The sequence below is a fragment of the Bacillus sp. LBA3-1-1.1 genome (assembly GCF_040676495.1).
In the GTDB taxonomy this organism is placed as follows: domain Bacteria; phylum Bacillota; class Bacilli; order Bacillales; family Bacillaceae_G; genus Bacillus_A; species Bacillus_A nitratireducens.
The window spans coordinates 449,941-475,477 of record NZ_JBEGIB010000012.1; the positions used below are offsets into that span (position 1 = coordinate 449,941).

Annotated in this window: 27 protein-coding genes and 1 pseudogene; 21 read left to right on the plus strand and 7 right to left on the minus strand. The window is 34.2% G+C overall.

Going from position 1 to position 25,537, the window contains the following annotated elements; all coding sequences use genetic code 11:
- Positions 1–59: 59 nt before the first annotated feature.
- The 9 genes from MRBLBA3_RS13260 (at position 60) to MRBLBA3_RS13300 (ending at position 9,769) form a co-directional block, all read left to right on the plus strand.
- Positions 60–581 carry a GNAT family N-acetyltransferase gene (locus MRBLBA3_RS13260; protein ID WP_363381676.1) on the plus strand — a complete coding sequence of 174 codons (522 nt, stop codon included), beginning with the start codon at positions 60–62 and terminating at the stop codon, positions 579–581.
- Positions 582–879: 298 nt separating this feature from the next.
- Positions 880–2,688 (plus strand): petrobactin biosynthesis protein AsbA, encoded by a 1,809-nt coding sequence (asbA, locus tag MRBLBA3_RS13265; RefSeq protein WP_363381601.1) that lies wholly within the window; start codon positions 880–882, stop codon positions 2,686–2,688.
- 60 nt (positions 2,689–2,748) lie between these two features.
- Complete coding sequence (locus MRBLBA3_RS13270) at positions 2,749–4,587, plus strand: IucA/IucC family protein (RefSeq protein WP_363381603.1); 1,839 nt, start codon at positions 2,749–2,751, stop codon at positions 4,585–4,587.
- The gene (asbC, locus tag MRBLBA3_RS13275; RefSeq protein WP_363381605.1) at positions 4,574–5,812 is read left to right on the plus strand and encodes a 3,4-dihydroxybenzoic acid-AMP ligase AsbC; all 1,239 of its coding nucleotides are present in this window, start codon (positions 4,574–4,576) and stop codon (positions 5,810–5,812) included. Before MRBLBA3_RS13270 ends, asbC begins: the two co-directional genes overlap by 14 nt.
- Positions 5,809–6,063 (plus strand): petrobactin biosynthesis protein AsbD, encoded by a 255-nt coding sequence (gene asbD / locus MRBLBA3_RS13280; RefSeq protein WP_088007802.1) that lies wholly within the window; start codon positions 5,809–5,811, stop codon positions 6,061–6,063. Before asbC ends, asbD begins: the two co-directional genes overlap by 4 nt.
- A gap of 44 nt (positions 6,064–6,107) precedes the next feature.
- Positions 6,108–7,091 carry a petrobactin biosynthesis protein AsbE gene (gene asbE, locus MRBLBA3_RS13285; protein WP_363381607.1) on the plus strand — a complete coding sequence of 328 codons (984 nt, stop codon included), beginning with the start codon at positions 6,108–6,110 and terminating at the stop codon, positions 7,089–7,091.
- Positions 7,092–7,129: 38 nt separating this feature from the next.
- Positions 7,130–7,972 carry a petrobactin biosynthesis 3-dehydroshikimate dehydratase AsbF gene (gene asbF, locus MRBLBA3_RS13290; protein ID WP_212090373.1) on the plus strand — a complete coding sequence of 281 codons (843 nt, stop codon included), beginning with the start codon at positions 7,130–7,132 and terminating at the stop codon, positions 7,970–7,972.
- A gap of 125 nt (positions 7,973–8,097) precedes the next feature.
- Positions 8,098–8,304, plus strand: coding sequence for an alpha/beta-type small acid-soluble spore protein (locus tag MRBLBA3_RS13295; RefSeq protein WP_000113539.1), 207 nt, complete (start codon positions 8,098–8,100; stop codon positions 8,302–8,304).
- 235 nt (positions 8,305–8,539) lie between these two features.
- The gene (locus MRBLBA3_RS13300) at positions 8,540–9,769 is read left to right on the plus strand and encodes an MFS transporter (protein ID WP_363381678.1); all 1,230 of its coding nucleotides are present in this window, start codon (positions 8,540–8,542) and stop codon (positions 9,767–9,769) included.
- 53 nt (positions 9,770–9,822) lie between these two features.
- On the opposite strand, the gene MRBLBA3_RS13305 is transcribed toward MRBLBA3_RS13300, so the two are convergent.
- Positions 9,823–10,437 carry a LysE/ArgO family amino acid transporter gene (locus MRBLBA3_RS13305; RefSeq protein ID WP_363381680.1) on the minus strand — a complete coding sequence of 205 codons (615 nt, stop codon included), beginning with the start codon at positions 10,435–10,437 and terminating at the stop codon, positions 9,823–9,825.
- Between the two features lie 118 nt (positions 10,438–10,555).
- On the opposite strand from MRBLBA3_RS13305, the gene MRBLBA3_RS13310 reads away from it, so the two are divergent.
- Together MRBLBA3_RS13310 and MRBLBA3_RS13315 are read left to right on the plus strand one after the other, a co-directional pair.
- Entirely contained in the window at positions 10,556–12,001 is a 1,446-nt protein-coding gene (locus MRBLBA3_RS13310; protein WP_363381609.1) for a PLP-dependent aminotransferase family protein, read from the plus strand.
- A gap of 12 nt (positions 12,002–12,013) precedes the next feature.
- Positions 12,014–12,181 carry a DUF3933 family protein gene (locus MRBLBA3_RS13315; protein ID WP_000816371.1) on the plus strand — a complete coding sequence of 56 codons (168 nt, stop codon included), beginning with the start codon at positions 12,014–12,016 and terminating at the stop codon, positions 12,179–12,181.
- A 108-nt stretch (positions 12,182–12,289) separates the two neighbouring features.
- On the opposite strand, the gene MRBLBA3_RS13320 is transcribed toward MRBLBA3_RS13315, so the two are convergent.
- Positions 12,290–13,255: a patatin-like phospholipase family protein gene (locus tag MRBLBA3_RS13320; protein WP_363381611.1), complete on the minus strand. Its 966-nt coding sequence runs from the start codon at positions 13,253–13,255 to the stop codon at positions 12,290–12,292.
- A gap of 87 nt (positions 13,256–13,342) precedes the next feature.
- Positions 13,343–13,501 carry a YjcZ family sporulation protein gene (locus MRBLBA3_RS13325; protein WP_000540422.1) on the minus strand — a complete coding sequence of 53 codons (159 nt, stop codon included), beginning with the start codon at positions 13,499–13,501 and terminating at the stop codon, positions 13,343–13,345.
- A 224-nt stretch (positions 13,502–13,725) separates the two neighbouring features.
- On the opposite strand from MRBLBA3_RS13325, the gene MRBLBA3_RS13330 reads away from it, so the two are divergent.
- From MRBLBA3_RS13330 to MRBLBA3_RS13345, 4 genes and pseudogenes are all read left to right on the plus strand, one after another.
- Positions 13,726–14,478 carry a YwqG family protein gene (locus MRBLBA3_RS13330; protein WP_363381613.1) on the plus strand — a complete coding sequence of 251 codons (753 nt, stop codon included), beginning with the start codon at positions 13,726–13,728 and terminating at the stop codon, positions 14,476–14,478.
- A 145-nt stretch (positions 14,479–14,623) separates the two neighbouring features.
- Positions 14,624–15,784, plus strand: coding sequence for a transglutaminase domain-containing protein (locus tag MRBLBA3_RS13335; protein WP_363381615.1), 1,161 nt, complete (start codon positions 14,624–14,626; stop codon positions 15,782–15,784).
- A gap of 103 nt (positions 15,785–15,887) precedes the next feature.
- A pseudogene (locus tag MRBLBA3_RS13340) lies at positions 15,888–16,086 on the plus strand (DUF4083 domain-containing protein).
- Between the two features lie 30 nt (positions 16,087–16,116).
- Positions 16,117–16,578 (plus strand): NUDIX hydrolase, encoded by a 462-nt coding sequence (locus MRBLBA3_RS13345; protein WP_000035008.1) that lies wholly within the window; start codon positions 16,117–16,119, stop codon positions 16,576–16,578.
- A gap of 41 nt (positions 16,579–16,619) precedes the next feature.
- On the opposite strand, the gene nadE is transcribed toward MRBLBA3_RS13345, so the two are convergent.
- Positions 16,620–17,438: an ammonia-dependent NAD(+) synthetase gene (gene nadE / locus MRBLBA3_RS13350; RefSeq protein WP_363381617.1), complete on the minus strand. Its 819-nt coding sequence runs from the start codon at positions 17,436–17,438 to the stop codon at positions 16,620–16,622.
- 272 nt (positions 17,439–17,710) lie between these two features.
- On the opposite strand from nadE, the gene MRBLBA3_RS13355 reads away from it, so the two are divergent.
- From MRBLBA3_RS13355 to MRBLBA3_RS13365, 3 genes are all read left to right on the plus strand, one after another.
- Positions 17,711–19,591, plus strand: a complete 1,881-nt coding sequence (locus MRBLBA3_RS13355) for an ABC transporter permease (protein ID WP_363381619.1) — start codon at positions 17,711–17,713, stop codon at positions 19,589–19,591.
- A 119-nt stretch (positions 19,592–19,710) separates the two neighbouring features.
- Positions 19,711–19,998, plus strand: a complete 288-nt coding sequence (locus MRBLBA3_RS13360; protein WP_363381621.1) for an AbrB/MazE/SpoVT family DNA-binding domain-containing protein — start codon at positions 19,711–19,713, stop codon at positions 19,996–19,998.
- 333 nt (positions 19,999–20,331) lie between these two features.
- Positions 20,332–21,282: a serine protease gene (locus MRBLBA3_RS13365; protein WP_097811367.1), complete on the plus strand. Its 951-nt coding sequence runs from the start codon at positions 20,332–20,334 to the stop codon at positions 21,280–21,282.
- Positions 21,283–21,322: 40 nt separating this feature from the next.
- Here MRBLBA3_RS13365 and MRBLBA3_RS13370 read toward each other — a convergent pair whose 3' ends face one another.
- The gene (locus MRBLBA3_RS13370; protein WP_001259916.1) at positions 21,323–21,631 is read right to left on the minus strand and encodes an ArsR/SmtB family transcription factor; all 309 of its coding nucleotides are present in this window, start codon (positions 21,629–21,631) and stop codon (positions 21,323–21,325) included.
- Between the two features lie 108 nt (positions 21,632–21,739).
- Here MRBLBA3_RS13370 and MRBLBA3_RS13375 point away from each other — a divergent pair, with 108 nt between their 5' ends.
- Entirely contained in the window at positions 21,740–22,675 is a 936-nt protein-coding gene (locus MRBLBA3_RS13375; protein WP_363381623.1) for an aldo/keto reductase, read from the plus strand.
- 49 nt (positions 22,676–22,724) lie between these two features.
- Positions 22,725–23,900: an MFS transporter gene (locus MRBLBA3_RS13380; protein WP_363381625.1), complete on the plus strand. Its 1,176-nt coding sequence runs from the start codon at positions 22,725–22,727 to the stop codon at positions 23,898–23,900.
- A 184-nt stretch (positions 23,901–24,084) separates the two neighbouring features.
- On the opposite strand, the gene MRBLBA3_RS13385 is transcribed toward MRBLBA3_RS13380, so the two are convergent.
- The gene (locus MRBLBA3_RS13385; protein ID WP_000162606.1) at positions 24,085–24,309 is read right to left on the minus strand and encodes a hypothetical protein; all 225 of its coding nucleotides are present in this window, start codon (positions 24,307–24,309) and stop codon (positions 24,085–24,087) included.
- A gap of 84 nt (positions 24,310–24,393) precedes the next feature.
- Positions 24,394–24,741, minus strand: coding sequence for a DUF4257 domain-containing protein (locus MRBLBA3_RS13390; RefSeq protein ID WP_363381627.1), 348 nt, complete (start codon positions 24,739–24,741; stop codon positions 24,394–24,396).
- 196 nt (positions 24,742–24,937) lie between these two features.
- Between MRBLBA3_RS13390 and MRBLBA3_RS13395 the strand changes: the two genes are divergently transcribed.
- Positions 24,938–25,465 carry a DinB family protein gene (locus MRBLBA3_RS13395; protein ID WP_363381629.1) on the plus strand — a complete coding sequence of 176 codons (528 nt, stop codon included), beginning with the start codon at positions 24,938–24,940 and terminating at the stop codon, positions 25,463–25,465.
- Positions 25,466–25,537: the final 72 nt, after the last annotated feature.

Genomic DNA, 25,537 nt, shown 5'->3' on the forward strand with positions numbered 1-25,537 from the left:
TATTTGGATTTTCAAGGAAATACATTGATATAATGATGAGTAAACAAGGGGGAGAAATGATGGAAATACATATTAGAAGAGCGATAAAAGATGATATACCAGGTATAGCAAAGGTGCATGTTGATAGCTGGAAAACAACGTATAAAGGGATATTTGCTGAAAAAATTTTAGAAAATATAACATATGGGCAACGAGAAAAACAATGGGAAAACATTTTTCAACAAGAAGATAAACACCAATATAGATTTGTAGCAGAGACGTTGGATGGAACAATTATCGGATTTATTGACGGGGGAGTTGAAAGAAGCGGTGCATATAATTGTGATAGGGAATTATATGCGATTTATGTGTTACAACAGTATCAAGGCTTGAAAATAGGAAAAAGGCTATTTCAAGTATTTTTATCTGAGTGCCAAAAAAATAATATGCAATCGCTGTTAGTTTGGGTAGTTACGAATAATCCTTCTAAAAAGTTTTATGAAAAATATAGTCCAGAAAAAACTGATACGAAATTTTTAGAAAGACTGAATGTAGAAGAAACAGCGTATTGTTGGAGAAATATAAATAATATTATTATGTAAACTTGTTGTTTGAAAGAGGTATACCAATTAAGGTATACCTCTTTTGTTTAACTATTTTGGATGGATTACTAATGAAAAAATAGTAAGTATGTAGTTTGAAAGTGAGAATTTTTCTTATGTATTTTTAATCAGATTAAATAAAGTCTGAAAAAAAGAAAAGTTTATTCAGATTTAAAAATTCTGAAATAAACTATTGAATTGATAATGATAATCAATTAGAATCTTAATTGATAACAAGATTCAATTATCAACTGTAATATGAAATTCCGATAGCGTTCATATAAAGAGGAGGACAAGTATGCAGCGTGCGAAACAAATCGCGGAACATGCAACAATACAAAGTTTTTTAAATTGTTATTTAAGAGAAACAGGAAGTGGAGAATGGATTACAGAGGATAAAAGGATAGAGGATATTTTCTACCATTCATTACAAAGAGATACTTGCTCTACTTATTTATGCTGTCGGTTATCGGCACAAAACATTACTTTGTATGGAGAGGTTATATATAAATCACCAACAGATCGTCATTTGTTTGGAGAACAATTTTATTATCAAATGGGAGAAAATAAGAATGTTATAAAAGCAGATTACGTTACAGTTATTACATTTTTAATAAAAGAGATGTCTATCAACTACGGAGAAGGGACGAATTCTGCTGAACTTATGCTTCGAGTCATTCGTAGTTGTCAAAATATTGAGGGATTTACAAAAGAGAGAATAGAAGATACATCCGAATTATATGGTTTCCATACATCCTTTATAGAGGCGGAGCAATCTTTATTATTTGGACATTTAACTCATCCAACCCCAAAGAGTAGACAAGGTATTTTGGAGTGGAAAAGTGCAATGTATTCTCCAGAATTAAAAGGAGAATGTCAGCTTCATTATTTTAGGGCACATAAAAGTATAGTAAATGAAAAATCATTATTAGCAGATTCTACAACAACGATTATAAAAGAAGAATTAAGTAATGATGAGATGGTTAGTAAGGAATTTATATCGAAGTATTGTAATGAAGATGAATATTCATTAATTCCAATTCATCCGCTTCAGGCAGAATGGCTATTACACCAACCTTACGTACAGGATTGGATAGATCAAGGAGTACTTGAATATATCAGTCCTGCCGGTAAGTATTATATGGCAACATCATCACTAAGGACACTATATCATCCGGATTCGAAGTATATGCTTAAGTTTTCATTTCCGGTGAAAGTAACGAATTCAATGCGTATTAATAAACTGAAAGAACTTGAGAGTGGTCTTGAAGGGAAGGAAATGTTAAATACGGCTATTGGTGAGGTACGAGAAAGATTTCCAGGCTTTGATTTTATTTGTGATCCAGCCTTTATTACATTAAATTATGGAACACAAGAATCTGGATTTGAAGTGATTATTCGCGAGAATCCTTTTTATAGTGAACATGCAAATGACGCTACATTAATTGCTGGGCTAGTTCAAGACGCTATACCTGGGGAACGTACTCGGTTATCGAATATTATTCATCGCCTAGCAGATTTAGAAAGTAGAAGCTGTGAAGAAGTAAGCTTAGAGTGGTTTAGACGATATATGAACATTTCTTTAAAGCCGATGGTATGGATGTATTTACAGTATGGTGTTGCATTAGAAGCTCATCAGCAAAATAGCGTTGTTCAGCTAAAGGATGGTTATCCGGTCAAATATTATTTCCGTGATAATCAAGGGTTTTATTTCTGTAATTCAATGAAAGAGATGCTTAATAATGAATTAGCTGGTATTGGAGAACGTACTGGAAATTTATATGACGATTATATTGTAGATGAGAGATTTCGTTACTACTTAATTTTCAATCATATGTTTGGCCTCATTAATGGTTTTGGCACAGCAGGATTAATTAAGGAGGAAATTCTTCTCTCGGAATTAAGGTCTGTACTTGAATCATTCCTTCCGTATAATCGGGAACCTTCTACATTTTTAAGAGAATTGCTGGACGCAGATAAGTTGGCATGTAAAGCGAATTTACTAACGAGATTTTTCGATGTCGATGAGTTAAGTAATCCATTAGAGCAAGCAATTTATGTGCAAGTACATAATCCACTCGTTAGGGAAGTGGCTGTTCGTTCATAAATAGCGTTAAAATTTCACGTAATACAAATAATGGTATTTTGTCATAAAGTGGAGGGGTTTATGAGAGTGGACATGTATCACACGAAAATATTGAAGGCGCTCGAATCAGAAGATTACATTTCAGTGCGAAGAAGAGTGCTACGTCAATTAGTAGAATCGTTAATTTATGAGGGGATTATTACACCGGTTCGCATAGAAAAGGAAGAACAAATTCTTTTTATAATACAAGGACTTGATGAAAAAAATAAAAGTGTCACATACAAATGCTATGGAAGAGAACGAATGACATTTGGACGTATTTCTTTAGTCTCATTAATCGTAAGAGTCCAAGATGAACAACAAGAAATACAATCTGTGTCGCAATTTCTAGAAGAAGTTTTTCGGGTTGTTAGCGTAGAACGAACTAAATTAGATTCTTTTATTCACGAATTAGAACAAACAATATTTAAAGACACGATTGCACAATATGAAAGAAATAATAAGGAAGAATACACTCAAAAATCTTACGATGAGTTTGAAAGCCATTTAATAGACGGTCACCCATATCATCCTAGCTATAAAGCACGCATTGGATTTCAATATCGTGACAATTTTCAATATGGATATGAATTTATGAGACCAATAAAACTCATATGGATTGCAGCGCATAAGAATTATGCGACTGTAGGTTATGAAAATGAAGTGATTTATAGCGATACTTTAAAAGAAGAAATTGGTGAGCAGAAAATAGAAGAATATATGAATCGTATTCGAGGTTTAGGTTCTAATCCAGAACAGTATTTGTTAATTCCGGTTCATCCTTGGCAGTGGGAAAACTTTATTATTCCGAATTATGCTGATCATATACAGGATAAATGCATCATTTATTTAGATGAGTCAGAGGATGATTATTGCGCGCAACAGTCAATGAGAACGTTAAGAAATATTACGAGTCCAAAGAAGCCGTACGTTAAATTATCGATGAATTTACTCAACACTTCAACACTCCGTACGCTGAAACCATATTCTGTTGTGAGTGCACCAGCAATATCAAATTGGTTAAATGATGTTGTAAGTGATGATCTGTATTTAAGAGATGAATCGCGCATCATTTTTTTAAATGAGTTTTCGGGTGTAACGTATGATACGAATAAGGAATCTGTATATGGTTCATTAGGATGCATTTGGCGTGAAAGCGTTCATAAATATTTGGATAGACAAGAGGATGCCGTGCCCTTTAACGGCTTATATGCAAAAGAGAAAGATGGGACGCCAGTTATTGATGCATGGTTAAACAAACATGGAATAGAAAATTGGCTACGATTACTTATTCAAAAAGCGATTATACCAGTTATACATCTTGTTGTAGAGCATGGAATCGCATTAGAATCACACGGACAAAATATGATTTTAGTCCATAAAGAAGGGCTACCTGTCCGTATTGCATTAAAGGATTTCCATGAAGGACTTGAGTTTTATCGTCCATTCTTAAAAGAAATCGACAAATGTCCTGACTTTACTAAAATGCATAAAACGTATGCGAATGGAAAAATGAATGATTTCTTTGAAATGGATCGTATCGAATGTTTACAAGAGATGGTACTAGATGCACTGTTCTTATTTAATGTAGGAGAATTAGCTTTCGTACTTGCGGATGAATATGAATGGAAAGAAGAAAGTTTTTGGATGATAGTGGTCGAAGAAATGGAAAATCATATTAGAAAATATCCACATTTAAAAGAGAGGTTTGAAAGGATTCAATTATATACACCTACATTTTACGCCGAGCAATTGACGAAGCGTCGTTTATATTTAGATGTGGAATCACTTGTTCATGAAGTTCCAAATCCATTGTATAGAGCAAGACAACTTAACAAACAAAAATCAGTTGTTATAGGGGGAAATCATGCTAATCGTTAATAAACAAGAGTATAGCAAAAGTGATTTTGATTTGAGATTACAAGCTTATGAGGAAATGGAACAATTTCAAGAAGCAGCAGGAAATAGATTTGCGCTTTGTCTGAAAGATCCATTCGATATTATTACGTTTGTGTTTTTCTTAAAAGAAAAGAAATCATCAGTATTACTTATACATGAAGATACGCCAAAAGAAACGGCTATTGAAATGGCAAAGCGTGCAAATTGTATAGGGATTTTATATGGAGAATATAGCGATTTTACAAAACTAGAAGTAGTGAACTCTTTACTAGAAGAGCCTTCTTTATTGCAATATAGTTCTGGAACAACAGGAGAACCGAAACTAATTCGTAGAGCATGGACGGAAGTTGATACAGAAATTACTGCTTATAATGAAGCTTTAAACTGTGAAGTAGATGAAGTGCCGATCGTTATGGCTCCTGTTTCACATTCATACGGACTAATATGTGGTACGTTATCTGCGATTACGCGGGGAAGCAAACCTATCATCATTACGAATAAAAACCCTAAATTCGCATTAAATATAGTTCGCAATACAGAAAAACATATCATATATGCAGTACCACTTATGTTACATATTATGGGGAGTTTTCCGTTAGGAACGTTTCAGTTTCATAAAATTATGACATCCGGATCACCTTTACCAGAAGCATTATTTTATAAACTAAAAGAAATGACAACATATATGATGCAGCAATACGGTTGTTCTGAAGCGGGGTGTATTAGTATATGTCATGATATGAAAAGCCATTTAGATTTAGGAAATCCACTACCTCATGCGAGTATAAGCATAGGTTCAGATGAAAATATGCCTGAAGAAATCGTAGTGAAAATGAACGATAAAGAAATTTTCACGAAAGATTTGGGGTATAAATCTGAGCGTGGCCTTCATTTTATGGGGCGCATGGATGATGTGATTAACGTTTCAGGATTAAAAGTCTTTCCTATAGAAGTAGAAGAAACGCTGCTTCGACTAGAAGGCGTTCAAGAGGCAATTGTATATCGAGGGAAACATCCTGTGATGGGCGAAATTGTTAAAGCGAAAGTAATCTCTCATATTGATCCAGTGCGAATAAGAGAATGGTGTATTCAGCATTTACCATCTTATAAAGTTCCACATGAGATTGAAAGTGTAACTGAAATTCCGAAAAATAAAACTGGAAAAGTAAGTAGAAAGTTACTAGAGATGGGAGAGGTTACAACATGAGACGTGAAACATTAAAAAATGAAGTGTTGAAAATTATGACAGGAAAAATGGAACTAAAAAACGTGACACATTTAGAAGAAACGATGCGTTTAAATCAAGACTTATATATAGATTCGGTAATGATGTTACAACTCATAGTTTACATAGAAATGGATTTAAAGCTATGCGTTCCAGAGGATGAGGTAGATCCAAAAGCATTTCTTACTGTAGGATCTTTGCTTGATTTTATGGAGGAATTACAGCCGCTATAAGAAGTAAATGTGAATAATTAACCTTTAGGAAAGTGGATGAGAATATGACTTCAATTAAAGTTCACTGTTTAGTGAGTTGTTTTTGTGAAATTATAAAAAGGCGTAGCGATATAGATTTTCGTCCATTTTATTTTGGACTATGGGACGGCGATTTTGATATAACAGAAGGTGGCATTATTTCGTATCACTCCGAAAATATTAACCATGATAATTATTTACTATGGTATGAAAAATTGTATGGTATGAAAGTGAACGAATGGTATGATCATGCAAAAGATAAAAGTAGCAATGTAGAAACTTTTTTAGAATTAGTAGAAAACAAGCCAGAGAATCGCTATGTCATTGTAATGGTTGATATGTCTCTATTACCAGAGAGGGAAAATAAATTCCATCAAAAACCGTTTCCGCATTATTTAATGATATCGAAGACAGAGAAAGAAGAAGAATGGTTCATGCTAGATCCTGATTTTCGCTGGGAAGGGAATATGGAAAGAGAAAAAGTGCTTCGCTCTGTTCAAGACAACCCATTTGGTGGAGGGTATATCATTGATGTAGAAGAAATTCAGGAGCCAACAGAAGAAATGGTAGCGAATTATTTCACAGAAACATTCAAAAGAAACGATAATGAACTGACTATGGAGCTGAAAAATTTAATTATAAAAATGGCAAATGAAGAAGAAGGTTACTCGCTTTCTAGTCTTATAGCGGCAGTAAAACAAATACCAGTACTTGCAATTCGTAAATATAGTTATGAGCATGCTTTTGCATACTTCCGTGAAACGTTGCAATATTCGGAGCAAGAATTTGATTATTGGTGTGATCGGGTAGAAGATATTGTACAAGGATTTACAAATGTACAGTATCGTGCAATTAAAATGGCAATGACGAATAATAAAGGTATGTTATTATCAATTGTTGAAAAGCTGGATGAAATGAATGCAATTGAACTACAAATTAAGGCTGAATTAGAGAGACAGTTTTTATCATGGAAAGAAATGAAAACAAACCAGTCTTTCTTAGCATTTTAAAAAGCTAACTGAATTTTAAGATAAGGGAGTTCAAACCTATGAAATATTCGTTATGTACTATTTCCTTTCGCCATCAATTAATTTCATTTACTGATATTGTTCAATTTGCATATGAAAACGGTTTTGAAGGAATTGAATTGTGGGGGACTCATGCACAAAATTTGTATATGCAAGAGTATGAAACGACGGAAAGAGAATTGAATTGTTTAAAGGATAAAAACTTGGAAATTACGATGATAAGTGATTACTTAGACATATCATTATCGGCAGATTTTGAAAAAACGATAGAGAAATGTGAACAACTTGCAATACTAGCTAATTGGTTTAAAACGAACAAAATTCGTACGTTTGCTGGACAAAAAGGAAGCGAAGATTTCTCGGAACAGGAGAGAAAAGAGTATGTGAATCGAATTCGCATGATTTGTGAAGTATTTGCTCAGCGCAATATGTATGTACTTTTAGAAACACATCCAAATACGTTAACGGACACGTTACCCTCTACTTTGGAATTATTAGAAGAAGTAGACCATCCGAATTTGAAAATAAACCTTGATTTTCTTCATATATGGGAGTCTGGTGCAGATCCAATTGACAGTTTCCATCGACTAAGGCCGTGGATACAACATTACCATTTTAAGAATATATCGTCAGCAGATTATTTGCATGTGTTTGAACCAAATAATGTATATGCAGCAGCGGGAAGTCGAATTGGTATGGTTCCATTATTTGAAGGTATCGTAAATTATGATGAGATTATTCAGGAAGTGAGAGATACTGACCATTTCGCATCACTCGAATGGTTTGGACATAATGCGAAAGATATATTAAAAGAAGAAATGAAAGTATTAATAAATAGAAATTTAGAAGTAGTAACTTCTTAATATAAAATGATGAAAGAGTCTCTCATTGTAGAGACTCTTTTTTAAAAATAAAAATAACCAAAAATTACCATGTATTTAAATTGAAATTTAACACAATTTATATATAAATAAGGAGGTGATCGGTAATGGCTAGAAATCGTAACGCTAATCAATTAGCATCACATGGAGCACAAGCAGCTCTAGATCAAATGAAATATGAAATTGCACAAGAGTTTGGTGTACAACTTGGAGCTGATACTTCTTCACGTGCAAACGGTTCTGTAGGTGGTGAAATTACAAAACGCCTTGTAGCGATGGCAGAACAACAGCTTGGTGGCGGATATACTCGCTAATTGTAGAAGGTTATAGGAGAAAGGAAGGATTCTTCCTTTCTTTTTTTTTCAATTAATTGGTATGGATATATTGCGAACTGGATTCAAAGAATAGGAATAATACTATATTTTCCCCAATTTCTTTTGTTGTAAATGGGAAGTAGTAAAATGTAATAGCCCTGGTGGAATGAAAAATTACGTTCCAGCAGGGCTATTATATGGTAAGAAATATATGATGAAAGGTTCCGAAGCCAACATGTTAAAAAAAGAAAACTGTTGTTTAATTGCGCTTGCATCAGTTCCACTTGTTATGACATTAGGGAATTCAATGCTCATTCCAATCCTACCGACTATCGAAAAGAAATTACATATTTCATCGTTTCAAGTATCCATGATTATTACAATTTACTCTATTGTAGCCATTTTACTTATACCGATTGCTGGTTATTTATCAGATAGATGGGGACGAAAGATGGTAATGGTTCCGAGTTTGCTGATTGCGGCTATAGGAGGAGCGATAACTGGTTGGGTATCTTGGAAAGTTGATAATCCCTACACTTGGATATTGATCGGTAGAGCGATTCAAGGTATTGGTGCTGCTGGTGCAATGCCAGTTGTTATACCGTGTGTTGGTGATTTATACAAGGATGAAAAACAAGTTAGTACAGGTTTAGGAATCATTGAAACATCCAATACATTTGGAAAAGTGTTGAGCCCTATTTTAGGATCTGCTCTTGCTGCCATTGTATGGTTCTTACCATTTTGGGCGATTCCAATTTTATGCGTAGTATCAATCGTTTTATTACTTGTTCTAGTAAAGGCAAAGAAACAAGAAGGAGAAGTACCACCACTTAAAGAGTTTATAAAATCTATTCTTTCTACGTTTCGAGAAAAGGGAAGATGGTTGATTGCCATTTTTGTATTAGGTGCAATTATTATGCTTATTTTATTCGGAATTCTCTTTTATTTGTCGACTATACTGGAATCAAAGTATGACATTCATGGTATATGGAAGGGGTGTGTACTTGCTATCCCGTTGCTTGTACTGTCACTTAGTTCATATATGGCTGGTAAAAAAATTGGAGATAATCAAAATATGATGAAGAAGTGTATTTATATTGGTTTTTTAATGGCAGCTGCATCAGTCATCATTCCTTTATTTATAAAAGGGATCTATTTACTACTTCTTTGTCTCGTTATTATGGGAATAGGAATTGGTATGGCACTCCCATGTTTAGACGCCCTAATTACACAAGGAATTGAAAAGGAACAAAGGGGGACGGTTACGTCATTTTATAGTTCAATGCGATTTATCGGTGTAGCAGCTGGACCACCTCTATATTCTTTTTTCATGAAAGGTGCTGACCATGAAGTGTTTTATTTAACAAGTATTTTCGCTGGTATTGGTGCTGTTATAGCAATGATTTGGATTAAACCAGCAAAAGATGCAAAGACGGTAAAACAGAAATCGGAACCTACTTCATAATTTGTAAGAGAATTGCATGATGTTTTAAGTAACATGCAATTCTCTTTAGTTAATTAAGAATAAATAACTTGTTTTAACATATAAAGTGCGACACCCCATATGATAAGACCAGAAAATTTATTTAATAATAAGATTGTCTTTCCAGTTGAGTCTATTCTTTTTAGAAATTTCCCCGCTAAAGCTAAGCTAATAAACCAAATCCAAGAAACGATAATAGTTGCAGAAGTGAAAGCCCATTTTTCACTTCCTATGTATTGGATAGAGTTTGTTCCAATTACACCAATTGTGTCTAAAATTGCGTGTGGATTGAGTAATGAAACCGATGCTGCGAAAATAATTTGATTTTTTAAAGGCATACTTTTTTCTTGTTTTACATCATTTGAAGGATCGCTTCTCCAAATAACCCAGCCCATATACATAAGAAAGAAAAATCCAATCAAATACAAGGTGGTTGTTAACCAAGAGAAAGTTAGGAGCACTAGGGAGACACCCTGTACAGCAATTAAAATTAGCAACGTATCACATATAGAGGCAGTTAATACTACAGGGGCTACTCTCCAAATATTTGGTTGGCTCGCACCTTGGTTAAAGACAAAAACATTTTGGACACCTAATGGAATAATTAGACCAAATGCAAGGATGATACCGTGAATAATTGCTTCATTCATCATATTACCTCCTACTTAATGTGATTAATTATGATAGTGTATATTGTATAGAAGAAATGAAAGTTTGTATCCATCCATATGGTTGGATAGGTTACCAACCAAAAAAATGTGAGGTGATATGATGGAAAGGTTAGTTTGGAAACCTAATATGTCTTCACCTATTCCATTATATAAACAAATAGAATCTTATATAAAAGAAAGAATTGTTAATGGGGAATGGACAGTTGGAACTAAATTACCTTCACAAAGAGATTTGGCGCATGTGTTTGAAGTAAATCGAAGTACAATTGTAATGGCTTTCGATGAATTAGTAGCAAAAGGGTATATTGAGGGGAATGGCCGGAAGGGAACAATTGTTATAAATAATAGTGAGAGTACTGCCACATATGCACCCCCTCCTAACTGGCGGTCCTATGTGGAAACAGGGCTTCATTATCCAAATCTTCCTGCTGTACAAGAGATTAATCAAGCTGAATTTACTCCCAATGTAATTCGATTAGGAACAGGTGAGCTCGCGCCGAGCCTCTTACCTGAAAAAAAGATGAAGGAAGTTATTAATAAAATTTTACAATCAAATGTTACACTTGGGTATGAGGAACCGAAAGGAAATCTTTATTTAAGAGAAAAAATTGCGGAATATTTAAAAGGGCATGGGGTATATGTATCTCCTGACTCTATTTTAATTGTTTCAGGGGCAATTCAAGCACTGCAACTTATTTCTATGGGGCTTCTTCCGAAAGGAGCGTCAATTTTATTAGAAAAACCATCATATTTATATTCGCTTAATGTATTTCAATCAGCAGGAATGCGTTTAATTGGAATACCAATGGATGAGAATGGTTTAAATGCATCATATATTACGAAATATAAGAAGCAATTTAATGCATCTATTTTATATACAATCCCGTCTTTTCATAATCCGACGAACTTTAGTATGAATGCGAAGAAGCGAATAGAAGTGATGGAAATCTGTAATGAAATTGGATTGCCTATTATAGAGGACGCGGTGTACCAAGACTTATGGTTTGATGAGCCTGTTTCAAAGCCTTTAAAGGCATATGATAAAAACGGAATTATACTACATATAGGGAGTATGTCTAAAGTAATTAGTCCAGGATTAAGAATTGGATGGATTGTTGGACCTGAGCCAGTCATTCAAAGATTGGCAGACATAAAAATGCAAACAGATTATGGTTCAAGTTCTATATCCCAGCAAATTGCAGCGGAATGGTTTACAAATGGATTGTATGATGAACATTTACAGTTTGTAAGAATTAAGTTGAAAAAGCGCAGAGATTTTATGTTACAAATGTTAGAGAAATATTGTCATGATATAGCAACATGGTATGAACCGGCAGGTGGTTTTTATATTTGGTTACATATGAATGTACCCGTTTCGAACCGTAGCTTATTTGACAAAGCTTTGCAAGAAAAGATTTTATTAAATCCAGGTACTTTGTATGATAGAAGTGCAAACCAATTTTTGCGCCTATCATATTCATACGCAACGTTAGAAGAAATTGAAATAGGTATAAAAAAACTTGCACAACTAATGAAAATGTAAGAGGAGAAAATAATGAAACAATATGTAATTTGCCAAATTATCGATGGGGATAAATATTTAGCTGCTTATGCGGAGACGAAGCAGGATGCAATTGAAAAAGCAGAATTGTTAGGATTACGAACGGGAAATCGATACACAGTTATTACTGCGGAGGAAGCTGAAGGGTTAACTTATCCGTAAGCAACGTATAATAATTATGCAAGAAGTAAATAAGCCTAGTAATATATGATATTACTAGGCTTATTTTTTTTGAAAGCGTTACGTGTTCTCGTATGAAAAATAATAGTATTATGAGTCAAGTTGACGGAAATACCGATTTGTTTTTCGGTCCTGATTTCCGTTTCTATATTCATCAATATATTGCCTGAAGTTCCAAGATTGTAAAAACTTATTTGCAGCGTTATAACCAGAATTGTAAAGCCACTCTTTTTCTTCCTTTGTTAACTCAAAGTTTGTACTTGTAATGGATCCCGTTGGAATTGTAATCGTTCTTGCTTTAGATTCCTTGTCTAAATGACGTAAATCATGGGCTTGCATCATTGTTTTAAATAGTCCTTTGAACATGGAGATAGGCTCGTTATAGTGGGCAGGATCAGCTTGAATCTCATCTTTTACAAAATGAAACCCAAAAGTCGGCCAGCGAGGAGAGGTAGGTGAGTCGAAAATCCAAATTGGGTAATTGCTTAAAATCCCTCCATCAACCATATAACAAGGCTGCTTCCATTTTGGTGTTCTCCATTTTACGGGTTCAAAGAAGAAGGGGATTGTACTACTCATTCTTACAGCTTTAGCAATAGAGAAGCGATAATTTAAAAATCCATAGTTCGGCAAATCATCGGGGAAGATAACCATTTTACCATTACTTATATCAGAAGCGATGATTTTAAGCTTATTTAAATCAGGTAAATCTGTAAATAAGTGAACTCCTTTCTTTCGAAGTAATTCTTCAATCCATTCTTCTATAAAAATATTAGAGTAAATACCAAGAGTGGTCCATGCGCTTAATCCTTTGCCGATAAACGGGATTCTGTCAATAAAGGTTCTCTTCGTAAATGTATTATAATCAATATCAGTTATAATCGTTTTTAACTCTGAACAAGAATATCCTGCTGCTAGGAGCGCTGCGATAATTGAACCAGCTGATGTTCCAGCTACCCGCTCCCATTCATAGCCTTTTTCAGCTAACGCGCAAATTGCCCCTACATGCGCAATTCCGCGTACACCGCCTCCTTCAAAAACACCATCAATCTTCATCAATCATACTTCCTTTCGAATAAAAGATTTAAAAATGGCAAAAAAGCACGTATTGTACGTGCTTTTTTACAATAGTTTTTAAGTTTACTAGCAGCCTACAAAGCCGCCCCAACAGCTAGCGCCGATGATGATTAGAAGGATAAATAAAACGATTAATAAAGCGAAACCTCCATAACCACATCCACCACAACTACCGCCGTAACCGTAACCACCGCCGTAACCGCCGCAACTATATCCGTAACCCATGTGGAATTCCTCCTTAAATTAAAAATAAAAATGAACGAGGGGAAAATGTACTGGAAGAAATAAAGAACTATCGTGTTTGTAGGAACAATGTATACTATGCTTTTTTAAACTTGTTCGCGTACGAGGGATAAGCCCGTTTTTTGGAGGGCTTGTTGATTTTACAATGAATGGAGTATAATCTTTGTGCTATGATACAAATAAGTATGTAAATGTAAGGAGAATTTATGAGACAGCAAATTGAAGTGTTAATTGATAAATATGGACTGACACATTTAAAAGAGGAACTTATTAATACTGTATTTCCTTGTGTAAAAGTTGTGCCCGAGCAGCAAGAAACGGTTGCGATAGGTAGTTCGAAAATGGGGGGAGTTCCTGATTTACCGGATACATTTGAATATCCAATGTATAAAGGAAATCCGTTACATTTTATCGCACAATTTAATTTAAGTGATTTACAAAACGTTGGTATGGATCACAATCTTCCTAAGACAGGGATGTTATATTTCTTTAGCATTGAAAAATACTTTGAAGAAGATGTGAATCCAACTGAAGCGGGGCGTGTACTTTATTATGATGTTCCTGTAGAGCAATTACGAAGAGCAGATGAATTGCAAACGAATTATAACCAGTGTGCAACTACTTTTAAACTCACATATAAATTGCCAGAGCTTTTCATTGAAGATGAGGCTGATTCAGATCGTTTCTTGCAATTACTGGAGGAGCTAATTCCAGACAACTATGATAATCATCAAATGTTTGGTGAGCCATTCTCTGTACAAGATGAGGTATTGTACGTGATTGGAAAATATATGGGGATAGATCCACAGCATATGACGCTTTTATTCCAAATTGATTCAGATACTAAAAATTGTAATATGATGTGGGGAGATTTAGGGATGCTTTATTTCTGTATTGGAAATGAAGATTTAAAAAATCGACGTTTTGAAAATGCATGCTGTGTGTTACAAACTTGTTAATGAAGAAGGTTGTTCTTGTAAAAAGAGCAACCTTTTTACAATGTTAAATATGCATAATCTCATATGACCTATTTTGAAAAGTATTGTATACTCTGAAACTATACGATACTTTTTCGTATAGTTATAGAATGTAAGGAGTGACAAGATGGGAAAGACAAGTAAGTATGTGACAGCTGCCGCACTTTGTTCAACTATAGTAATGGGAGGCTTACAGGCGTCAGCTGTATCTTATGCGGCTACGAATCCGACTACAGTGACAACACAATCAGATGCAAAGTTGTTAAATGATTTCAGAAAAGAATTAAAAAAACAGATTGATAATCGAGATGAAAATATTACAATCGCATATAAAACAAAAGATAGAAATGCTAGAGATGTTATGGACCGATTATACAAAGAATATAATAAAATTGTAGATGCGGATGAGTATGTAAAATATAATGTAGCGTCTACTAAATATTCTATTAAAGGGTTACCAGGGAACTATACGTTTACACTGCAAGTGAAATACCGTGAATCAAAAGAGCAAACACAATATGTAAAATCTCAGGCAAAAGCAATTATCGGTTCAATTGTAAAACCAGGAATGGATGAGCATGAGAAAGTAAAGGCTATTCATGATTACGTTGTAAAACATGTATCTTATGATACGTCTTATCAAGCGTATACAGCATATGAAGCGTTAGCGAATCGTTCTGCAGTTTGCCAAGGATATACATTATTAACATATGAGTTACTAAAAGAAGCAGGTATTCAAAATCATATTGTAACAGGTACAGGAAATGGACAAGCTCACGCATGGAATTTAGTGAACATTGACAACAAGTGGTACCACCTTGATACTACATTCGATGATCCAGTGCCAGATAAAGCTGGGCGTGTGACATATTCATATTTTAATATGTCTGACGAGCAATTAAGTAAAGACCATGAATGGGATCGTAGTAAATATCCAGCAGCAACTACAAGTTACTTTGGTGAATTAACGAACAAAATAAAAGCTGGTAGTTCAAAAACTGCTGTATATGAACAGATGTTAAAAGAAACAAATTTAAAATATTTGTCTGCACAATACGGGGCAGAAAATTACAGTGAATTTAAGAAAAAATTACAGCAACAATTCGCTTCTAAGCCAGAAAAGGTAGAAGTACGATATAAGCAGTCCATGGATGGAACAATGCAAGATATAAAGAAAGTACTAGATGAAATAACTTGGCCAAAAGGTGCAAAGCGTGTATCTTATCAAGTTGCGCCATATAGTGCAATGGCAGGTTATTCATTAGCGACAATTACATTTACGTATTAAGCAATGAAAAAGAGCATCTGTAAAAGGTGCTCTTTTTATTATGTATTACTTTAAAAAATCAGAATTATGGGATAAAATAAAAGAGGAAGGATGTGGAATCTGAATGAATTTGTTCGAAAGTAATATATTTACATTGATATATACTTGTTTAGTAATCGGACTTATCGTTTTGTTTTTCCTATCATTTACTTTGTTTGTTAGAAGGTTATTGCAAAACAGCGCTGCAAAAAAAACAACATGTGATCAATATGAACCAGAAGCTAGATCGAATTATTGAATTGCTTGAAAAAGATAAGAAATAGCGATAGAAGATGTATGAAAAGGGGAAGAAGATGGCTAATTATATAAAAGAATTACGTGAAAAAGTAGGGCATGATTATGTTATTTTGAATTTTGCAGGTGGTTGTGTATTTAATGAACTTGGTGAAGTGCTTCTGCAAAAAAGAGGAGACTTTAATGCTTGGGGATTTCCGGGCGGTGCAATGGAAATTGGGGAATCTGCTGCAGAAACTGCGATTCGAGAAATTAAAGAAGAAACAGGATATGATGTGGAAATTGATGAGCTCATTGGTGTGTATACGAAATATTTTCAAAAATATCCGAATGGAGATCAGGCACAGGCAATTGTAATATTCTTTAAGTTTTCAATCGTTGGAGGGAATAAAAAAATAGACGGCGATGAAACATTAGATCTGAAGTTTTTCCCGTTAGACAAAATGCCGCCATTGTTTAATAAACAACATGAAGATTGCTTGCAGGATCTATTAGAGAAAAGGGTAGGAGTATATCGTTAACATAAAAAAGAAGCTAATGAGATTAGCTTCTTTTTTATGTTCTATTTCCACCAGTCATCAAACATTGATGCTGGTACTTGTCTTTTATGTTCGCTTACTGTGTAACGTTTTTCAATTTTTTCAGCAACGTCAGTTGGAACTGCTTTACCTTCTAAATAGTCATCTAATTGATCGTAAGTAATACCTAATTCTGTTTCATCAGCTTGACCTGGTTTTTCATCTAATAAATCAGCTGTTGGCATTTTTAAGTAAAGTCGCTCGTCTGCATCTAACTCTTGTAATAAAGCACGTCCTTGGCGCTTCGTTAAACCTGTTAATGGTAATAAATCTGCACCACCATCTCCGAATTTTGTAAAGAATCCTGTAACAGCTTCTGCAGCATGATCTGTTCCGATAACAAGTAGACCTTTTTGTCCACCAATTGCATACTGCGTAACCATACGGATACGCGCTTTAACGTTCCCTTTATTGAAATCAGTTAATGATTCGCCTAATAAGTTTTCGTATTGATTTGAGAAAGCATCAACTGTTGAAGCGATATCAAATGCAACAGATTGATCAGCTTGGATAAATTGTAATGCTAATTGTGCATCATCTTCATCTTTTTGTACTTTGTACGGAAGACGTACGGAGATAAACGTTGCGTTACCACCTTCATTACGAATTTCCTCAACTGCAAGTTGAGCTAAGCGTCCAGCTAATGTAGAGTCTTGTCCACCACTAATTCCAAGTACAAATCCTTTCGCACCAGTTTTTTTCACATAATCTTTTAAGAAATCAACACGTTTACGGATTTCTGCTTTCGGATCAATTACAGGCTGAACATGTAATGCTTTCATAATTTGTTCTTGTAATGTCATTATGTTTTCCTCCTATTCGTTTTAAAGCAGTAAATAAGTTTATATGTATATTGGTACATACTTCTATCCTTTATTATTTCGCAAAACTAACGAATATACAATAGGATGCGTGTATGAATATGAATGAAGTTATTATAAATAAACTGTTTTGTATAAGCAATTTTTTTAAACCTTTCAATAATGTAAGGTTTTTGTCATTTGAATCGATGGAAGGTATTTCCGGATTTTACTAATATAAAAAAGCATAGTTAGTAGAAGGGCGGAGAAGTAGTATGAACATTAGAGAACTTGCATTTCGAAATGTAACGCGAAATAGACGAACATATTCAGCATATTTTTTGAGTAGTGCATTTGCTATTATGGCCTTTTTTGTGTATTCATTTTTTGCGTTCCATCCAGCATTAAGTGCGGGAGAATTAGGACAGTACGTATTCGTCAGTATGTCTTTTGCACAGTCTATTATTTACTTATTTACATTCTTCTTTATTTTATATTCCATGGGCATGTTTTTAAAAACGAGAAAGCGTGAACTAGGAATTTTAATGATGCTAGGTATGACGAAATATCAATTAAAGCGTCTTATCTTCTTTGAAAATATCATGATTGGAATAGGGGCAATAATTTTCGGGATTCTGTCAGGTATGTTATTTTCAGGAATATTAATATTTGTAGCCCCGATGATATTGAAACTAGATATCTCTTTATCCTATTACATACCGATGAAAGCGATTGTTGTAACGAGTATTATGTTTTTCCTATTATTTATGATTATTTCATTGTTCAGTGCAGGAATGGTTCGTAAAAATAAAATTATGAAATTGTTTAGAGGATCAGCAGAGGCGAAGCCAGAACCGAAGGCATCTATAATTTCTTCTATATTAGCAGTAGTATTGCTTAGTGCGGGTTATGCAGGAGCGCTTATGTCACATGGTGCAATGGTATTTGTGATGATGATTCCTGTTACAACGGTAGTCATTATTGGTATGTATTTGCTGTACAAGCAGTTGAGTGTCTTTATTATTAGACTATGTAAAAAAAGTAAACGTTTCTATTGGACACAGACAAATATTATTACTTTGTCAGATTTAGCATACCGTATGAGAGATAATGCAAGGATGTTCTTTATTGTAACTATTATTTCAACTGTAGCATTTTCAGCAATAGGTACATTAGTTGGTTTCGCATCAATGACGAAAGGAATTATGGAGAGACCAATTGCGTTTCATTACCACTCTAAGCAAGGAAATAGTAATGAATCACAGCATTTGAAGATGATTGACGAAGGATTAAAGAAACATAATATAGCAGCTTCAAAAGTACATATTTCATCGAAGAAAACGGAAGAACAATCGCTAAGAAGTGCTGTTTTTATAAAAGAATCGGATTATAAGGAGTATGCGAAGTTAACAGGGGAACCGTTTAATACTTTATCAGACAAAGAAGCCCTATTTCTGTCAGTAGAAATACCAGGGCCACCGATAAAGGAAAGAAAAGAAATTTCTTTCCCAAATGCCAATGAGCCCTTAAAGGTGAAAAAAGTTAATACTTCTTCATTAAGTAAAATACTAAGAGGGAATGTTTATGTAATCTCTAAAAATCAATATGATACATTACAAGATGGATTTAAAGAAGAAAAAGATTATATGTATAAAACAAAAGGAATGAAAGATGAAATTGAGGTTGGTAAAGAGCTTACGCATCAGATTAAGCCCTATCAAGAACATGCAACGTTTAGTGCAGAAGAGTACGATCAAAATCAAAGTTTACAAATTGCAGGACCCATTTTATTTGTAGGTTTCTTTATTGGTATTGTATTTTTTGTTTGTGCAGGAAGCTTCCTTTACTTCCGCTTATTTTCTGATTTGGAGGACGATACTCGTTTATTTGAAATGATTCGAAAAGTTGGATTGACGAGAGGCGAATTATCGAAAGTAGTCACAATCCGCTTAGCGCTTTTATTCTTCGTTCCAGTTGGAGTTGCAACATTACATGGGGCAGTAGCATTAACTGCGTTAGGACAAATGTTTGAGTACTCACTGTTTAAAGAGAATACAATTGTATTAAGTATCTTTGTAAGTATTCAAGTTTTATATTTCGTCATTATAAGAGCTCGTTATTTAAAACAATTGAAAGGAAGATTGAATATTCGTTAAATGTGTTTTTTTAACTTTTGTACTATATTTTCTAAAAAGAGTAAGCCATTACCAAATATATAGTGATAAAATGAAAATAGCGAGGTGAAAAAAATAATAGAGAGTAAGGGGGGAGTAACATGAAAGCAACAGGAATTATTCGAAAAGTAGATGAATTGGGACGGATAGTTATTCCTAAAGAATTACGAGATGTATTAGGAATACAAATCAAATCACCACTTGAAATTTTTGTAGAAGGAGACAAAGTCATTTTACAAAAATATCAACCATACAATGCTTGTCAAATAACAGGTGATGTTTCAAATCAAAATATTTCATTAGCAAATGGAAACATTACTGTTAGTATAGAAGGCGCAAAACATGTAATAAAAGAAATTGAGCAGTTTTTGAAAAAGAGTGAGATTTAGTCTTAATTTATCCCGCTATTTGTGGGCAGTAAAACTCCCACCTCAAAACTCGGCTGAAGCAAGGAAGTTAGGTGGGAGCCGGACTGCCCGTAAACGCCCGATTGGTTCAACTAATAATCAGTGGGGATGACACCCCCCACTGATTATAGTTTCACTTTATATTATTCTATTGTAAAACTGAAAAATAAAAGGACCATTTAATGGGTCCTTTTCTTTTGTTTATTGAGAAACATTTGAGAGGAAGGGAAATGGAACGAATAAAACGAATGTTAAATATAAACGTATTCAATAGTGGTCTAAAATGAAAATAATACATTTTCAGGAGGGATTACGATGAATAGTAGTACAGCGAATAAACAAAAAGGTATACAATTAATTCCGTTTACTGTAAATAAGGTGGTTGAACAAGTAAATGAAATTCCACCAGGTGTACAACTGATTCATGCTCCGCAAGTATGGGAAAAGAGCGCGAAAGGGAAAGACATTGTCGTTGCTGTTTTAGATACAGGTTGTGATGTAAATCATGTAGATTTAAAAGATCGTATTATTGGTGGGAGAAATTTCACGAAAGATTATGAAGGAAATCCGAAAATTTATCTTGATAATAATGGGCATGGTACTCATGTAGCGGGGACGATTGCAGCGACTGAAAACGGTGTCGGTGTTTTAGGAGTCGCACCACTTTCTAAAATGTTAGTTTTAAAAGTATTAGCTGGAGATGGTTCTGGAAGTTATGAGCAAATTATTGAGGCCATTCATTATGCTGTAAATTGGAGAGGACCGAATAAAGAGAAAGTGAGAATTATTTCAATGTCACTTGGTGGTCCGCAAGATGTACCAGAATTACATGAAGCTATTCAAAATGCGGTAAAACAAGACGTACTTGTCGTGTGCGCTGCAGGAAATGATGGAGATTGTAACGATGATACTGAAGAATTAGATTTTCCAGGTGCTTATTCTGAAGTAATTGAAGTAGGTGCTGTTAATTTAGAGCGGAAAATTTCATGCTTTAGTAATTCAAATCAAGAAATTGATTTAGTAGCGCCAGGTGATGAAATACTGTCTACGTATCCAGAGGGGAAATATGCAGTATTAAGTGGTACTTCAATGGCGACGCCGCATGTCGCTGGGGCGCTAGCGCTTCTCATAAAGCAGTGTGAAAGAGAGTATGGTAGAAAATTATCAGAGCCAGAAATATACGCGCAACTTATAAAAAGGACTGTACCTTTAGGGTATGAACGTACATCTGAAGGGAATGGATTAATAGATTTATTAAAAGAATAGTAATTACTAAAAAACATCTCATATTTATATGAGATGTTTTTTAGTATGGTTCTGTTGCATGTATTACGACGTCTAATAAACCGGGGAATCTAGCATTTAAGTCATCTTCACGAATTGAAATGAAACGTTGTGTGCCTTCAAGGCGTGTATACATAACACCAGATTCGCGTAACACTTTGAAATGGTGAGATAAAGTTGATTTCGCAATTGGAATGTTTAACGCACCACAAGATTGTTCGTTTTTCTCTAATAGCATAGTTACAATTTGTAAACGAATTTGATCGCTAAGTGCGTATAAGACAGAAGAGAATTGAATTTCTTCTCGGTTTGGATGATAGAGAGTACGCATTTTTTCACCTGCTTGTATAAGTTAATATAGTTTGCACTATAACATATAAAGTGGTATATTTCTATTGTTCGAATATATTCGAACAATAGAAATATAGGGGGAGAAAAAATGAAGTATACAAAATTACAAAAGGCAGGACTAAATATTTCGAAGTTGGGGTTAGGAACAAACGCTGTAGGGGGGCATAATTTATATGTTGATGTGAATGAGGTAGAAGGAAAACGATTAATAGAAGAAGCTATCCAGCAAGGGATTACATTTTTTGATACAGCGGATTCATACGGTTTCGGTAGATCAGAGGAATTGGTAGGAGAAGTATTGAAAGGAAAACGCCAAGAAGTTGTACTTGCTACAAAAGGTGGAATACAGCCGTTATTAAATGGAGAGGTTCATATTAATAATGAACCAAGCTATTTAAGAAATGCTGTGGAGAATAGTTTAAGAAGATTACAGACAGATTATATTGATTTATATTATTTACATTTTACAAACTCTGAAACAAGTTACATAGATTCAATTGGAGAGCTTATCCGTTTAAAAGAAGAGGGGAAAATTCGTTCAATTGGGATTTCAAATGTAAGTGTAGAACAATTAAAAGAAGCAAATCGATATGGAGATATAGATGTTGTACAAGCGCCTTACAATATGCTAAATCGCACTGCAGAGGAAGAACTGTTACCTTATTGTATTGAAGCGGGCGTTTCATTTATCCCATATGGACCTCTTGCTTTCGGAATATTAGGTGGTAAATATACAGAAGATTTTAAATTAAAAGAAGGCGATTGGCGCCAAAGTGTAAATCTATTTGAAGAAAATACATATAAGAGTAACTTTAAGAAAGTGGAAAAGTTAAAAGACTTAGCTAAAGAAAAGAATATTGAAGTATCTCACTTAGCGTTAGCATGGCTATTAAACAAAAAAGGAATTGATACTGTTATTCCTGGTGGGAAGCGAGCAGAACAAATAAGAGAAAGTGTAAGGGCGGTGGAAGTTTCATTGAATGAGAAGGTTATGAAAGAGATTGAATCTATTTTAGAAGCTTAGTTGAAAAGAGGGATAGTTCCCTCTTTTTATATAAAAGGAGAAGATATAAATGAAAAGAGTACTAGCTGTATTCTTTACGATAATGTTTATGATTGGTACAGATACGTTCTTAATTTCACCACTTTTGCCGACATTACAACAGGTTTATCATGTATCAACTGAATTATCAGGATGGATGGTGAGTTCATATGCTTTAGGATACGCTGGATTTGCGCTTATCGCTGGTCCTATATCAGATGGCTTAAACAGAAAAAAAGTGATGGTATTAGGAATGAGTTTTTTTGCATTAAGTACATTTTTGTGTGGAATGGCACCGAGTTTTTTATGGATGCTAACATTTAGATTTTTAGCAGGTGTAAGTGCAGCTTTTGTATCTCCACAAGTATGGGCATCTATTCCGCTCCTTATAGAGAAGAAGCAAATTGTAAAAGCAATTGGAATTGCAACAGCAGGGTTATCAATCTCCCAAATTTTAGGACTGCCAATTGGAGCATATTTAGCAACGATACATTATACAACACCATTCTTCGTCATTAGTATATTATCAGCACTACTTGTCGTTCTTATTTATGTTACATTACCAGAAATACAACCAGTTCAAATAGGTGGAAATGAAAAAAATATATTAAAGCGCTATAAGCAATTACTTAGAGATTCAAAGGTTTCACGTTCTTATTTTGCATATTTTGTTTTTCAAACTGGTAATTTTGCAGCATTTTCATTCTTTGGTGTGTGGCTTTCCAGTCAATTTGGCTTACAAGTTCATGAAGTAGGTACAGCTATGCTCGTATTAGGATTGGGAAATTTAACCGGTAACATTTTTGGGCCGAGAATCGTAAATAAAATTGGTTATAACATTTCTTTCTATGGTGGAATTGTATTTACAGCAGTGCTATATGTCATACTTCCTCATTTAAAGAACATTATATTTGTAGAGTTATTTTTCTTTGTTTTATTTTTTGTGACAGGAATTTTGTTTGTATTGATGATGGGGCGCTTACAAAATATGTCTATTATAGCAAGAGGAACAGGAGCCGCTCTTGCTAATGCTTCTATGTATATTGGCCAAATGATTGGAGCGGCAATAGCAGGAATGTTATTTGCAGCATCTCACAATTTTATACTTGTAGGTAGTTTTACTGCGTTACTATATATAGGAGCTTTATTTTTGTTTAGAAAAAGCGAAAGGCTTAATGAAGATAGTGAAACAGAAATTGCATCATAAAGCCTTTAAAAATAAATCGGGGAAATCCAAAAAATAAAAAATCCCTAAAGAGATAGGGATTTATATATCGGCATATAGTTCCTTGGAAAAGGATAAACTTAGCTTACCATACTGGAGTACGTATATTTGTGAAATAGATGTGAAAGTAATGTGAAAAATGCCGTAATAAAAAGCACTGTTTTAGCTAAAACAGTGCTTTTCTCTTTGATTGAACAGTTGCTGCATTTTCATCATGTATGCCTGCATCTTTAATAATTCGTTGTTTTGCTTTATTTAATAGATGGTTTACTGCTTCACCAAAATAGTTAGCTTCGCTTTTTGTGCGGGCTTCTCGTAAACATTTATAGTTTTCTAGCAGTTCCTCTTTTTCGGTGTTTGTTAAGAAATCTTCTATTTTCTTTTTTGTCATACGAAACACCCTTTCTTCTGACAAACGACGCAATAGAAAATATTTATTTTTCATTATAACAATAATTTTTAAAGAAAGTATAGATTAACGTCGTAATAGTCTGTCAATTTCTTGAATTTTCTCATCAGCTTTCCCAATTTGCGTATTTTTAGCCTGTTCACCACCAAGAGCTTGGTGAAGTAAAAACGTTTGACCGGAAATAGCGGTCACAATGGAGACTTTTATAATTTCTTTTATTAAGGTGACATCGAATAAAACGAGTCCAAGAAGTGCGGCGAGGCTACCTGTAAAAATATCAGTTAAAAATCCAAAATGAAAAAAAGTTTTTAAACGGCGTGGAAGCAATAACTTGCCTTGGTTATTGATCAGATGGGAAACGAAGCCAGTAATGCCACCAACGAGAACAGCGATTAGCCATTGATACATTTCCATCGAATCCACTCCTTTTAGTGAATAAGATTCGATAATTTTATATTGATTCCTTTTAATATTTCATATAAGCATATTGAGAAAGTTTGTTTGGGTTTATTCCTTATTCAATTTAATTATAACAGAAAAATCTGATATATTTCAGTCTATTATATGAAGCAGTTATTCCTTAATATGAATGTAGAAAGGGGTGCGTGATATGAATATAGATTATCGAATAAGAAGTGTAGATGGTTATACAAAAAATATAGGGGAATTAGTAAGCATGCTGGAACATACGAGGGCTGTAACATTACAGGAAATAAAAAATTTATCAGTTGAGCAATTAGATTTAAGTATGCCGAGTGGTGGAAATTCAATTGGTGCTTTATTAAAACATATAGCAGCTATTGAAAAAGTCCATCAGCTTATTTCTTTTCAAAATCGTGACTTTACAAAAGAAGAATTAGAAATATGGGAAGATGCACTGTATTTAGGGGAAGCGGGGAAATCTATTCGTGGCTATGACATACCGTATTATGTACAACTTTTGCAAAAAGTGCGAGAAGGAACACTAAAGTGTTTGAGTGAACAGGATGACGAATGGCTAATGTCAGAAAGAAAGTGGCCTAATCGCGTAGCGTATAATCAGCACTACCTTTGGTTTCATGTGCTAGAAGATGAAATTAGTCATCGCGGACAAATTAAAATGCTAAAAAATAAGTTGTTTGAAAATTCCGTTAAATAAAGTAGCTTTTTAATGGGATATTCCATATAATGAGAGTAATTAAAATTAGAACGGGGTGATGTATTATGGCGA